This window comes from Fictibacillus arsenicus (assembly GCF_001999465.1).
Classification (GTDB): Bacteria; Bacillota; Bacilli; order Bacillales; family Fictibacillaceae; genus Fictibacillus; species Fictibacillus arsenicus.
The window spans coordinates 357,126-369,867 of sequence record NZ_MQMF01000003.1 but is presented as its reverse complement, the minus strand read 5'-3'; the positions used below and the strand labels follow the sequence as shown (position 1 = coordinate 369,867).

Annotated in this window: 14 protein-coding genes; 11 read left to right on the top strand and 3 right to left on the bottom strand. The window is 36.0% G+C overall.

Annotated features, from left to right (window positions below):
- Positions 1 to 28 precede the first annotated feature (28 nt).
- Positions 29 to 157, bottom strand: a complete 129-nt coding sequence (locus UN64_RS15800) for an FbpB family small basic protein (RefSeq protein ID WP_077364491.1) — start codon at positions 155 to 157, stop codon at positions 29 to 31.
- A 288-nt stretch (positions 158 to 445) separates the two neighbouring features.
- Here UN64_RS15800 and UN64_RS15795 point away from each other — a divergent pair, with 288 nt between their 5' ends.
- The 5 genes from UN64_RS15795 to UN64_RS15775 all read left to right on the top strand — a co-directional run bounded on the left by UN64_RS15795 (position 446) and on the right by UN64_RS15775 (position 2,311).
- Positions 446 to 589 carry an acid-soluble spore protein N gene (locus tag UN64_RS15795; protein WP_066241162.1) on the top strand — a complete coding sequence of 48 codons (144 nt, stop codon included), beginning with the start codon at positions 446 to 448 and terminating at the stop codon, positions 587 to 589.
- Positions 590 to 694: 105 nt separating this feature from the next.
- The gene (locus tag UN64_RS15790; RefSeq protein ID WP_077364489.1) at positions 695 to 1,204 is read left to right on the top strand and encodes a hypothetical protein; all 510 of its coding nucleotides are present in this window, start codon (positions 695 to 697) and stop codon (positions 1,202 to 1,204) included.
- 68 nt (positions 1,205 to 1,272) lie between these two features.
- Positions 1,273 to 1,509 carry a small acid-soluble spore protein Tlp gene (gene tlp / locus UN64_RS15785; protein ID WP_077364487.1) on the top strand — a complete coding sequence of 79 codons (237 nt, stop codon included), beginning with the start codon at positions 1,273 to 1,275 and terminating at the stop codon, positions 1,507 to 1,509.
- 83 nt (positions 1,510 to 1,592) lie between these two features.
- Complete coding sequence (locus UN64_RS15780; RefSeq protein WP_077364485.1) at positions 1,593 to 2,015, top strand: acyl-CoA thioesterase; 423 nt, start codon at positions 1,593 to 1,595, stop codon at positions 2,013 to 2,015.
- Positions 2,015 to 2,311 carry a hypothetical protein gene (locus tag UN64_RS15775; RefSeq protein WP_077364483.1) on the top strand — a complete coding sequence of 99 codons (297 nt, stop codon included), beginning with the start codon at positions 2,015 to 2,017 and terminating at the stop codon, positions 2,309 to 2,311. The genes UN64_RS15780 and UN64_RS15775 overlap by 1 nt, the downstream gene beginning before the upstream one ends.
- Positions 2,312 to 2,314: 3 nt before the next feature.
- Here the strand turns inward: UN64_RS15775 and UN64_RS15770 are convergent, their stop codons facing one another.
- Complete coding sequence (locus UN64_RS15770) at positions 2,315 to 2,599, bottom strand: HesB/YadR/YfhF family protein (protein WP_077364481.1); 285 nt, start codon at positions 2,597 to 2,599, stop codon at positions 2,315 to 2,317.
- Between the two features lie 156 nt (positions 2,600 to 2,755).
- On the opposite strand from UN64_RS15770, the gene asd reads away from it, so the two are divergent.
- The gene (gene asd / locus UN64_RS15765) at positions 2,756 to 3,613 is read left to right on the top strand and encodes an archaetidylserine decarboxylase (protein ID WP_077364479.1); all 858 of its coding nucleotides are present in this window, start codon (positions 2,756 to 2,758) and stop codon (positions 3,611 to 3,613) included.
- 85 nt (positions 3,614 to 3,698) lie between these two features.
- A complete protein-coding gene (locus tag UN64_RS15760) occupies positions 3,699 to 4,325 on the top strand; it encodes a uracil-DNA glycosylase family protein (protein WP_077364477.1) in 627 nt (208 codons plus the stop codon).
- Positions 4,326 to 4,335: 10 nt separating this feature from the next.
- Here the strand turns inward: UN64_RS15760 and UN64_RS15755 are convergent, their stop codons facing one another.
- Positions 4,336 to 5,745, bottom strand: coding sequence for a Na+/H+ antiporter NhaC family protein (locus tag UN64_RS15755; protein ID WP_077364475.1), 1,410 nt, complete (start codon positions 5,743 to 5,745; stop codon positions 4,336 to 4,338).
- Positions 5,746 to 6,222: 477 nt separating this feature from the next.
- Between UN64_RS15755 and cshA the strand changes: the two genes are divergently transcribed.
- The 4 genes from cshA (at position 6,223) to UN64_RS15735 (ending at position 12,578) form a co-directional block, all read left to right on the top strand.
- Entirely contained in the window at positions 6,223 to 7,755 is a 1,533-nt protein-coding gene (gene cshA / locus UN64_RS15750; protein WP_077364473.1) for a degradosome RNA helicase CshA, read from the top strand.
- Positions 7,756 to 7,822: 67 nt separating this feature from the next.
- The gene (locus tag UN64_RS15745) at positions 7,823 to 8,323 is read left to right on the top strand and encodes a metallophosphoesterase family protein (protein ID WP_077364471.1); all 501 of its coding nucleotides are present in this window, start codon (positions 7,823 to 7,825) and stop codon (positions 8,321 to 8,323) included.
- Between the two features lie 60 nt (positions 8,324 to 8,383).
- Entirely contained in the window at positions 8,384 to 8,926 is a 543-nt protein-coding gene (locus UN64_RS15740; RefSeq protein ID WP_077364469.1) for a GNAT family N-acetyltransferase, read from the top strand.
- A 115-nt stretch (positions 8,927 to 9,041) separates the two neighbouring features.
- A complete protein-coding gene (locus UN64_RS15735) occupies positions 9,042 to 12,578 on the top strand; it encodes a dynamin family protein (protein ID WP_171978938.1) in 3,537 nt (1,178 codons plus the stop codon).
- Positions 12,579 to 12,742: the final 164 nt, after the last annotated feature.

Here is a 12,742-nt window from a genome sequence, read left to right as displayed (position 1 = left end):
TTTGCCATGATTGGCAAGGGATTTTTTTTCAGCCATTTCTTGTATGTTTTTCATCCAGCTTTTTTTCAAGCTGTTCCAAATAAGATTCATCTTTTAACAGCTGTCGTTTATTCTCATTTACAAGTTCACGAAAACTCATCTTTCTGTTCTTTCTCATAATGACACCTCTACATATAAGATATTACCAATATTGCCTAATTAAATTCGAAATAATCAAAATGTGCAAAATTAATCTTATATTTTACTTAAAAAGTTAATAAAGCAAATCAATCAGGAAAAAATGTTAAAATCTTACGATAAATTGAATAAAACCCCGAATCGACACTTCAAGACAAAAATACATGTTCCTGCTTATCATTAAATCCATTAATAGGAGTTGTCTTAAAATGCATAGAGCTATTTAATTAAAGGAAAAGTAAAAAGAATACGAAAGGGGGTAAGACCTTTGAGTAATCCAAAACGTTTTCCAGAAGATTTTGTTCCAAATCATATCGGCACACAGCCAAGAGAAAGCAACAGTAACAATGGAAAAAAGATGGCAAATAAGTCACATGATCATGCTGACTATGTTCCTCCAAAAGGTAAATAAAATAAAAATGTAAATATTCCCTCCTCCTAATTTTCACATGGACTCCCATATATTAAAGATTTTGTCGAAAAAATGTATGTAGTGAAAGAATTAGGAGGGGTACGTTTGATTACGGCATCTGTCAAACCATTACCTGTATCACATAATAAAGATGATCAGGATTATTTATACCGTCAGCTTGAAATTGAAATGCAAAGGTTAGGGCATCTTGTTCCGTTTCGTGAAGAATTAAACTGGGAAAAAGAAGTTACTACGATGGAACTTGGAAATGTTGAAACGTTAGAAAAGCTAAAAAAAGCTGCTGCAAAAAATGATGGGGTATTCTTATTTTATGCGAAGCTAACAAAGGGAACCGTGTATCAGCACATCATCCTTCATCCAAATACTGAAGGATTTTATTTGCCATTCCGATTTGAAGAACCTTTTCAAATCACGGTAAAAAACAAAAAATATTGGATTGGATCTTCTATAAGACTTGCCGAAGAACTGGCTTGGCTTGAAATTACAATGAAAAATTCAGATGATGAAAGTGTTGTTGAGTATTGGAAGTATCTTACGGATTTATGTAAAAGCAGTATTGAGAACATGAGTCCAATATTGCTTCAAAAAAATTAGAGAATAAATTATTTGGTTTTTTGCAAACACTATGGTGAATTAACTTCAAACACAAAGGAGAATCCATCATGCAAAAACCTAATAAAGATGACCGCAGCAATAACGTTGAACGCTTAGAGCAAATGGTCGAAAATACACAACAAAACATTCAAGAAGCTAATGAAACAGCTGATAACATGAATTTAACTGCTAGCCAAAAAGAGCAGATTAAAGAAAAGAATCAGCATAGAGAAGAATCGATCGAACAGTTTCAAAATGAAATTCAGGAAGAAAAAGCCTATAGAGAAGGCAATGAACTCCAATAAATAGGAGACCGGCAAATTGCTGGTCTTTTTTTGCTTTTTCTACTAAAGTGAAATAAAAAGGCAAAAGGGTGGATTTATTACAAATGAAGTTTATTGATACAGCCGTTGATGTAAGATATGCAGAAACCGATCAAATGGGTGTCGTATACCATGCGAATTATTTAGTCTGGTTTGAAATCGGAAGAACAAAACTTATTGAATCTCTAGGATTTAAGTATGCTGATATGGAAGCTCAGGGTATCCTTTCACCTGTTACTGACATTCAAGCATCTTATAAAAAACCGTTAACCTATGGACAGCAGGCGATTATCAAAACTGCAGTAAAAGAATATTCAGGTATTAAAGTGGTATACGCTTATGAAATTTATAACGAAAATCAGGAATTGTGTGTAACGGGAATCTCTACACATGTTTGTGTGAAAAAAGAAAACTTTCGTCCGATCTCGATTAAAAAATACTTTCCTGAATGGCATGACGCATATGTAAGAGCGAGCAGTGAATCATAATGGCGTTTGGAATAAAAAGATCTCAGCTAAATAAATGGAAATCCGAAGTGGAAGCAGGTCAGATTGCTTTTATTACACATTTTTGGCTTGATCCGCGTTTTCCGTATGAAAAGAGTGTAACAAAGGTTGGCTGCAAGGATTTGCATAAATTAATAGCATGGGGAAGTAAATATGGCTTAAAAGCAGAATGGATTCATGAAAGAGATGCTTATCCCCATTTTGATCTTATCGGGGATAAGCAAAGAACTATAATGGAACAGGAAGGCCGAATGAAAGATCTCCAAAAGTTCTTATGATTTTTAGTTGTGAAATTTAAATCTAATTTCATCGTCTTCAACTGAAACCGTTAAATCATTTTGGTCAAAGAACCATTCATCTTCTTCTTCAATAAAAAACTCATGATTTTGACGGTCTAAAACAACTGCTGGGTGCTTTGGTGTATCTTTATTAATTCCGAGAGAAAATCCCTCTTGAGCCGTACTGCAGCCTCCTAAGCGGACAAAAAAACGAATTTTATTACCTTCTACTGCTTGAAGGTCTTTAATGATATACTCTGCTGTTTCTTCGCTCATGTGAATTTTCAATGAGAACACTCCTTATGTCTGAACAAATTTAATTGGTGCTATTGTGACATATGCCTAATTAATAAACAATAAAAATGCCTTTTCATCTATGTTAAAATGTATATAATAAATAATAGCTATCTTTTGACAGGATCTAACATATAAAGGGGAAATTAAATGAAACAACGAGTTGCAAGGTTAGCCTTAACCTTATTGCCGCAAAATAAAATTTCATCAATCGTCGGCAGGGCCGGACGTTCAAAACTCAGTAAACGATATGTGAAACGTTATGCTGAACATTATAAAATTAACTTATCTGAAATTGAGAAGCCCATTCATGAGTATGCCCATCTGACTGAGTTCTTCACAAGGAAACTTAAGCAAGATGCTCGGCCAATTTGCGGTGAAGCTACAGAAGCCATTTCACCAGTAGATGGACTTGTTACACAAATGGGACGCGTTGAAAAGGGGACGATCATACAGGCGAAAGGAATATCATACCCTGTTCAAAAACTCCTTGCAGATGAAAGCAACGCAGATTTCGAAAGCGGTCACTTTATAACCATTTATTTAAGTCCGAAAGATTATCATCGAATTCACATGCCAGTAAAAGGGGAAGTTTATAGTTCTACGTACATTCCAGGACGGCTTTTCCCGGTTAATGATATTGGTGTTAATCATGTTAAAGGACTATTCACTAAAAACGAACGTGTTGTTACATTTGCTGAAACAGATTATGGCAAGCTCGCAATTGTAAAAGTCGGGGCATTTATCGTAGGAAGTGTAAAGGTTAAATATGATGATAAAGTCCGTAAATGGAAGAAAATCACGAAAACAAACGTTGCTCCTGTAACGTATGAAAAAGGAGATGAAGTAGGTCTATTTGAGTTTGGGTCCACAGTTATCCTATTATTTGAAGATAAGGATTTTTCATTTGATAAATCGCTTGCAGTCGGAAAATCTGTGCGTATGGGTGAAATTATCGGAAAACATCCAGATACATCAAAGCAAAAAGATTATTCAACTTCTATTTGATTTCCGTTCCAATTAACTAGTCAAAAATATATCCGGCAGACATTTGTTTGCTGGATTTTTAATTTAAGTAAGAAAGGAGTATACCATGCTCAGAATAGTAGAGTTTTTTGAAAAAGCAAAAGCAAGTTACAGTGTGCCCGATATTGCTCATGATCCCAAAATGATCTTTATTTTAGAATCGCCTCATAAAGAAGAATTGAGAGCAGGAGTACCTCTTGCAGGACTCTCAGGAAGATCAATGGCTAAGGAACTTTTTTTACAGGAAGATATACTTCCTATGGGGAAATATTTAAAACAGCTTGCCGAAGATAAAAGACAAAGTTTCTACGGAATTGTCAACGTTTGTCCTTTTCCACTTCAAGAATCGGCTTATTCTGAAAAGGAATTTGTTCAAAGATTTAAAAAAGAATTGCAAATTGCAGAAGCTATTCGTAAAAGTACAGCGAATCATTTTAGAGATGAAAATAAGGGACTGTTTAATCAATTGCTTATCCATGATTTTCAGGATCGATTGATAAGAACGATGGCAGAAGATTCGATTATTGTGCCCTGCGGAAAATTCGCCGAAAAGTATGTGAATCAATTAGCAATGAAGGACGAACTGAATATAATTAAAGGAGTGCCGCATCCTTCTTATAATTCGTGGTCAAGAGAACGGTATAGAGACGTTATTCAAACTGTAAGGGATCAAGAAATAAAACGAACCTCCTAAATCAGGAGGTTCAAAAGAAAAAGACCGTAACACCATATAGTACTGCTGTAATACCAGCAGCAATAAGTGCGGGTTTCAGTTTGTAACGTGCATATTTAATTACTGATAAATTTAATATCCGCGCGATCGTGTTCGTATCGTCGCTTAGCGGGGAAGCAAAAGCTCCAAAGGTACCACTCGCAAAAACTGCTCCAATCACGAGTGGCAGTGATACGCCAGCAACTCCTGCCATTGAAACCCCAAGAGGCATTAATATTCCCCAAGTGCCCCAGGCTGAACCAATAAAATAAGACACCGCACAGCCGAATAAGAACAATAAAGGTACTATTACTGAAGCAGGTATCCATCCTGCATATTTGGTTACAAAGGCAGAAAAACCGAGCTCTTCCGTTACAGAGGAAAGCCCCCAGACTACCGCCAGCAAAACAATGACGCTCATAAGCTCATTGCCTCCGAATATAAACCCATTTAATAGTTCTCCTGTTTTCATTCGCTGTATTCTTAAAAAGAGAAATGTAAAGATCGAAGTGAACAGAAGAGCGATCAGCATAGCATCCATTACATCTGCAGAAATGAATGCTTTTATGAATCCTCCAGATTTTTTATAACCATCCCACCAAGTTAGGAGAAGAGTCAGAGAAACGATCAAGATTAAAGGAATTATTAAATTCCAAGGTTTGTTAGGCAGCTCTTTTCCGACGGCAGGATCACAATTATGCCAATCATCATCTTCTTTATCTCCTACGTGATCTGGATCGCTTTCTTCTGTCGATTTTGAATGGTGAAAAAAACTTAAATAAACACCAACAATAATCATTACAAAAGAGAAGAAGTTATATGGTATGCTTTGAATAAATAATGAATATGGATCTCCGCTTAGTTTCTCATTCTTAAGTGAGATATCTACGATAGATGTCATATAGCCGACGAAAGCTGTAGCGATTGGTATTAAAACAATGATTGGTGTGGCTGTAGTTTCAATAACAAAGCCGAGTTCTTGTGTTGACATTTTCACCTTTTTTAACAACGCTCTCATAATAGGAGCGATCGTTACAAATCGGAAACTCGGTGCTGCAAAAGTTCCGATGGTAGAAGCATAAGTCAGAAAAAGGGCACCTTTTTTAGTTTGAATTCTGCTGGATGCTTCTTCAACAAACCCCCTGATGCCCCCGGAAAGCTTGATCATTGAGATCAACCCTGAAAAAGCATATAAAAAAACTAAAATTTTAATGTTCTTAGGGTCAATAAGTCCTTTTACAAGAAACTGGACCATTTTCTCGAGTCCTCCTACAAAGGTAGGTTTGAGGAGATAAGAACCTGTTAAAAGTCCTGCAATCAAGCCTGGCAGCACTTGTTTTGTTTTTATCGCGATTGGTATTACAACTAAAAATGGGATGATTGAAACCCAGCTGCTGCTCATAAAAGCCCTTCTTTCGCACGAAGTCATAAGATTAGCGTGTGATGGTTTCAGAAAAATATTCTGCTTATATAATAAACAATTATTATGAGGGGCTTTTTTATGTTTTAACTAGTACTGGATTGGTTAAAATAACTTAAACTAAAGCAATTTAAATACTGTTAACTAAAATAATTAAGTGCTTCTTAGGATGGAAAGAGTTGCATTTATTATGGTTACGTGATAAGTTTAACAACGGAATATATATGGACGGAACAAGTTTGAATTACGGATAGCCTTGTAACTATTAACTTTTAATTTTTACGCATATTCACATGGCTAAGCATTTCCAGTCATTTACACTCGCGGAAATGCTATTTTATGTGCAAATCATGATGTATTTTGAAAACAATTTGGCTGACACCTAAAAAAGATTAATCATATGTCAGGTCCACGAGGTTATCGTATAAACCTTTTTCGTCAAGAAAAGGAGATAGAACATTGACAACATTTCAAGAATTGGGACTTAGTCCCGAGTTGCTTCAATCCATCAACAATATGGGATTTGAGGAAGCAACACCAATTCAGCGTGATACAATTCCTACAGCATTTAAAGGTACTGACTTAATTGGTCAGGCTCAAACAGGTACTGGGAAAACAGCTGCCTTTGGAATTCCGCTAATTGAAAAAATGGATACGAAATCACGACTCGTGCAAGGTATCGTTTTAGCACCAACGAGAGAATTAGCTGTTCAAGTTGCTGAAGAACTTAATAAAATCGGACAATTTAAAGGAATTAAAACTCTTCCGATTTATGGTGGACAATCGATTGTTCGACAAATAAAAGCATTGAAAAACGGACCGCATATCATTGTAGGAACACCAGGTCGAGTTCAGGATCATATCAACAGAAAGACATTAAAGCTTGATAGCGTTCATACAGTGGTATTGGACGAAGCTGATGAAATGTTAAACATGGGGTTTGTTGAAGATATCGAAAAGATCTTGGAAAACGTTCCAACAGAACGCCATACAATGCTTTTCTCTGCAACAATGCCTAAACAGATTCAAAATCTTGCAGCGAAGTTCATGAAGGATGTATTACTGATTAAAGTAAAAGCTTCTGAAATGACAGTTAAAAACATTGAACAAGAATATGTTGAAGTAAAAGAACGTCAAAAATTCGATGCTCTTTGCCGCTTTATGGATATCCACTCACCAGAACTTGCCATCGTTTTTGGACGAACAAAGCGCCGTGTTGATGAGTTATCTGAAGCTCTCAGCAAACGTGGATATTCTGCAGAAGGAATTCATGGTGATCTTCCTCAGGCTAAACGGGATAAAGTATTGCGTGCATTTAAAAACAATACAATCGAAGTGCTTGTTGCTACAGACGTAGCAGCACGCGGTCTTGATATCTCTGGTGTATCTCATGTATATAACTTTGATATCCCTCAAGATCCTGAAAGCTACGTTCACCGTATTGGACGTACTGGACGTGCAGGAAAAACAGGTTATGCATTAACGTTTATTACTCCTCGTGAGATCGATCATTTATATACGATTGAAAAAATCACTAAGCGTAAAATGGTTAAACGAGTGATTCCTTCAGTTTCTGAAGCAATGGAAGGACAACAGCAGATTACACTTGAAAAGTTGATGGAAGTTGTTGAAGAAGATAACTTTAACGGTTATAAGCAAACAGCAGTTGAATTATTGGAAGAAAATGATTCTGTGACGCTTTTAGCAGCTGCTTTAAAACTTCTTACAAAAGAGCCTGATACTACTCCGATCAACTTAACAGACGAGCCGCCTTTATCAGTTAAAAAGCGCCGTCCAAACAATCGTTTCTCTGACCGCAGACGTTCTGGTTCTGGAGGCAAAAGAGAAGGTGGAGGCGGAAGAGACCGTCGTTCTGGCTTCTCAAAAGGTGAAAGAAGCGGATCTCGTGAAGGCGGAAGCCGAAGCGGAGGACGTGATCAGTCATACCGTTCACAAAAACGCGTGCGTGAAGATTTTAAAAACAGAGGATAAATAAATCGACAAAAGCAAGGGGACTTTCAAGTGTCCCTTTGCTTTTTTTATTAGGAGGATAGCTGCAATGAAGAAGATATTGATTATAGCTGATACTCATATGCCAAAAAAAGGTATCTCACTTCCTGAACAACTCATAAGCGTATTAAAGAAAGGTGTAGATTTAATCATTCATGCAGGAGACTGGTCGGAAAAATCTGTGTATGAGGAGTTAAGTCTGTATGCTCCCGTTTATGGCGTAAGAGGGAACGTAGAAAAAGATGAATGGGCTAAACAGCTTCCTGATAAAGAGGTGCTTCAGGCAGAACAAATAAAGATCGCAATCGTACATGGCCATCTGGGGAAAGGGAGAACTACACCAGATAGAGCTTATCAATCATGTATGAAAGATAAACCAGACGTGATCATTTTTGGTCATTCCCATATCCCTTTTATGGAGAAACGGGATGAAATCACCATATTTAATCCGGGTTCTCCCACCGATAAACGAAGACAAAAAAAGTTTTCCTATGGCATATTAACAACAACGTCTAATGATTTTGAATTAAAGCACTACTATTTTACATAATGAATGACATGATATGAAAAAGACATAATAAGGAAATATTGACAAGGGAGGAATTGGTGTATGAGGAGCGGGGAAACTTTTTCTTTTGAAGCTAAAAACGGTGAAACCATTATATTGCGTCCAGTAGATGAAAATGATGCCCAAGATATAATCAAGCATGTTGAAACGATTGTTAAAGCAGGAAGGTATCTTCAAAAAGAAGAACCACGAACTTTAGAAGAAGAAAAAAATTTTATTAATGAAACAAGGTTAAAAGGCAACATGTACACAGCAGTTGAACGAAAGGGGAAAGTCGTGGGAATAGCCAGAGTTTTAAAAGGCGAACTTGAGATGAAAAAACATACCGGTATATTCAGGACGTGGATTCATCCAGATTCCCAAGGTCTAGGGATTGGCAAACAAGTCATGAATTATACTTTAAGATGGGGACGTGCAATCAACTTACATAAGTTATGGCTTACTGTTTTTTCAGGAAATGAGAAAGCGGTTTTGGTATATGAAAAATCTGGTTTTATTATAGAAGGCAGACAAAAGAATCAGGCAATCATTGACGGGGAATTTGAAGACGAGATTTTTATGGCCTATTTTTTTGAATCGAAGTAAGAGAATCAATGGAAAAATTTATTTTCGCGTATTCATGTGATAAACAATGGTGAAATCGTTATCATATATATGGTAAAGTGGAAAGTGATACATGAACCGAAGACAGGTGGATACGATGAAATCAACTAAAAAAGAATTGCTATATACAGAAAAACAGCGTTTGATTGCATTATATGAAAAGTTTGATGAAATAAAGGAATTTGAAAAAGCAGGACAGATTAGTGAATTGTTTCTTAAAGTTGCGGAAGAAGAGTATGCTATTGCATTCTGCGGTCACTTCTCGGCCGGAAAATCAAGTTTAATAAATGCCCTATCAAATACAGGGATTTTACCGGCGAGTCCAATTCCAACAAGTGCAAATATCGTAAAAATGAAACAAGGTGAACCTAAGGCAGTTGTTCATCTAAAAAATAAAGAAGTCGTTACGTTCAAACATCCTTATAACGTAGAAGAAATCAAAACTTTATGTAAGGACGCAGAACTCGTAGATGCTATAGAGCTTTTTTACGAATCAGAGGAAAATACAGCTGCAAACATTGCATTTTATGATACCCCTGGAATTGATTCTACAGATCCAGCTCATAAAAAAGCGACTGAAAACGTCATACATTTAGCGGATGTTATTTTTTATGTTATGGATTATAATCACATCCTTTCTGAAACAAATATTGAATTTATTAAATCGTTGAATGAAAAGGACAAATCTATTCGATTAATCATAAATCAAATCGACAAACATCAGGAAGAAGAGCTTTCTTTTATTTCATTTAAAGAGAACGTGTTTGACGCTTTTAAAGCTTTTGGAATCTGTAAGGAGCAAATCTTTTTTACAAGTGTCAGGTCTCCGGAAATTCCTTTTAACGATTTATCGGCTTTAGTAGCTTATATTAAAAAAATTGAGTTAAATAAAGACCAATTGCTTCTAGAGGAAACCAACCGCCAACTTCGTTATTTTGTAACGGAGTTTGTTGATCAAAATGAAAAAAACAAACTTAATTTAGAGGCTATCGAAGAAAAGCTGGTACTTTTGTATAACGAAAAGAAAAAGCAGCAATCTTTAATAAATGACATTGAGCAAAATAAAAAGAAGAAAGAAGAAACCATTCGTGATCAGTTTGTGAAAATAATAGAGTCTGCTCAATTAATGCCATATGAAACTAGGGAAAAAGCAGGACTGTTTATTGAAGCTGCAAAAAAAGATTTTAAGGTAGGTTTGCTTTTTTCAAAACAAAAAACAGAGCAAGAACGAACTCGAAGAAAAAATACTTTTCAAGAAAAACTGCAAGAATCGGTAGATGCTCATATAAACTGGCATGCGCAAAATTATTTAAATAGCTTGCAGAAAGAGTTTCAAACTGATTTTCCTCAATGGGAAACTGTAAAACTTACAGATGAAACATTATATTCCTATGTCCAATCAGGATTATCTTCACAGGGACAAGGTCTGATAAATTATTGTGATAGCATTGCTGGGGAAGTAAAAAAGAAAGCCCGGCAGCAGATGAGTGATTTTATTTCTTTTGCTGTATCTCTCATAAAAGATGAGAATGATAAGGTTTTTGCGGAATATCAAGAACAATCAGAAAAGATTAATAAAGAAATTGCAGCTCTTGAAAAGGAAAAAGAAGAAGTTGTTATTTGGGCTGAAATAAAGAAAGAATTATTAAATGCGGTTACGGCTGAAGAACCATTTATTTTTGCAGTAAAAGAATATGAACTAAAATTCAAATCACAATACAATGAGATATCCGTTGTAGAGTTTAAGAGCAAATTTGGTGAAAAAGCTGAAAACAAATCGCTGAACGCTGAACAAGATTCTTCTGAAGTACAAAAGAAAGAAAAAGAAAAGTCAAGCACACTGCAAGATGAAACAGAAAATCTATATAGTACAGCTGCCGTGCTTAAGCCGTTATCCGGGTTTTCAAACATAGCAGATGAGATGAATCAGCTTGCTGACAGGCTAAAGAAGCGTTCCTTTTCAACTGTATTATTCGGTGCATTTTCGGCGGGGAAATCTTCTTTCGCCAATGCCTTATTTGGAGAAGCGATCCTTCCTTCATCACCAAATCCGACAACAGCTGCCATTAATGAAATCCGAAAACCAGATGAAGAGAATGACCATGGTACTGTAACGATTGAAATGAAATCGGAGCAGGAAGTTCTAAATGAAATCAACATGCTTCTAAAAACGAATTACAGTGATTTAAATATTTTACTAGATACTTCTAAAGAAGAATTTAAAGATAATAAGCATGTAGGAGCCTTTTTGGAAGGGTATCCAGGTTCTAAGGGACAGTTAGGAACACACATTAAAGCTGGTATGTCCGAAATCAGAAACTTTGCCGCTGTTGAATCGAATGCTTGTTTTGTTAAAAAAATAACCATTTATTACAGCTGTCCGCTAACTGAAAAAGGTCTTGTTCTCGTTGATACACCTGGAGCAAACTCCATTCATTCACGTCATACAGAAGTCGCGTTTGAATATATGAAACAAGCAGATATTATAATCTATCTGACTTACTTTAATCATGCGTTCTCATATGCAGACAGGGAGTTTTTAATACAGTTAGGAAGGATTAAAGATACATTTGCTTCCGATAAAATGTTTTTCGCTATAAACGCTTCTGATTTGGCAAACAGCGATGAAGATAAATTGGATGTCGTTAACCATGTAAAAGGAAACCTCCAGACGTTCGGGATCCGTAATCCAAGATTGTTTTCGGTTTCCAGTAAAAATGAACTGTCCCAGCCAGGGCATCCTGAGAGCGGTTTTGACTTATTTAACGAAAGATTGTTCCATTATGTAGAGAATGATCTAGAACAGGCGATGATTAATAGTGCTCTAGCTTCTCAGAATCATGCCAGAAATGTCATTCGCAATTTGCTGTCTGAAACAGAGCTAAGACTGCAGCAAGAAGATGAATATTTAAACGCTGTTCACCAAAGAGAAAACTCGTTGGTGGAATATTGCACGAATAATAATTTCTTAGCTAAGAAGCAATTTGAACAGGAGCAGAAAGAGCTCTTATTCTACGTTAAACAAAGGGTTTTAATTCGTTATCATGATTTTTATAAAGAGACCATTCATCCAGCTGCTGTCAGATCTTCTAAAGCGGAACTTGATGCATGCATCTCAGAATTATATACAAAGTTAGCACACGATCTTCACCAGGAATTCAGAGCCAGTTCACTGCGCTTAGATAAATGGATACAAAAAAATCTTAATGATAAAGAAAAGAAAACGATAGAAAAAGGTGAGGAATATCAGGTTAGCTTAAAAGCTCCTGCAGAGAATCCAGATTTGTATTTTACACCTTCAATTTCTTCTAAATTCAATGAAAGCGCAGGAAGAGATAATAAAGAATGGATATCTTATTTTAAAAATGCAAAACAATTCTTCGAACAAGGCGGTTCTAACGATCTAAAGAATGATTTGGCAAAACGTATAGAGAAAGAGGTGGAACAATGGCTTGCAAATGCTGAAAAAGCACTTGAACACCATTACACATCTGTTATCGAGAAAGCAGAAATTCATTCAAAAGAAGATTTGTTGGATCAAATCACTAGTTATTTTAAAGAATTAAAAAAACCAGGAGATTTAGAAGCAAGGATCATTGAATTAAAAAATTATCTAAATAAAATAACACATTAAAAAAGGGCAAATTTTTAAAAGCTTGTTGCTTTTGATAAATTTTTTTAGAGTATGCGTCTGTGACTAGTTGATTGTAGCGCAAGGTGGCGAGACTCCTGCGGGAATAGCGTGCCACCTACCTGAGGCACTTCTCGCAAGGCATGCGACGAGGAAGCCAACGTCGT

Coding starts and splice junctions, on each gene's coding strand:
- UN64_RS15775 (WP_077364483.1), top strand. CDS start 2,015: ATGGCGTTTGGAATAAAAAGATCTCAGCTAAATAAATGGAAATCCGAA.
- UN64_RS15760 (WP_077364477.1), top strand. CDS start 3,699: ATGCTCAGAATAGTAGAGTTTTTTGAAAAAGCAAAAGCAAGTTACAGT.
- UN64_RS15740 (WP_077364469.1), top strand. CDS start 8,384: ATGAGGAGCGGGGAAACTTTTTCTTTTGAAGCTAAAAACGGTGAAACC.
- UN64_RS15755 (WP_077364475.1), bottom strand. CDS start 5,745: ATGAGCAGCAGCTGGGTTTCAATCATCCCATTTTTAGTTGTAATACCA.
- UN64_RS15800 (WP_077364491.1), bottom strand. CDS start 157: ATGAGAAAGAACAGAAAGATGAGTTTTCGTGAACTTGTAAATGAGAAT.
- UN64_RS15745 (WP_077364471.1), top strand. CDS start 7,823: ATGAAGAAGATATTGATTATAGCTGATACTCATATGCCAAAAAAAGGT.
- tlp (WP_077364487.1), top strand. CDS start 1,273: ATGCAAAAACCTAATAAAGATGACCGCAGCAATAACGTTGAACGCTTA.
- UN64_RS15735 (WP_171978938.1), top strand. CDS start 9,042: ATGAAATCAACTAAAAAAGAATTGCTATATACAGAAAAACAGCGTTTG.
- asd (WP_077364479.1), top strand. CDS start 2,756: ATGAAACAACGAGTTGCAAGGTTAGCCTTAACCTTATTGCCGCAAAAT.
- UN64_RS15780 (WP_077364485.1), top strand. CDS start 1,593: ATGAAGTTTATTGATACAGCCGTTGATGTAAGATATGCAGAAACCGAT.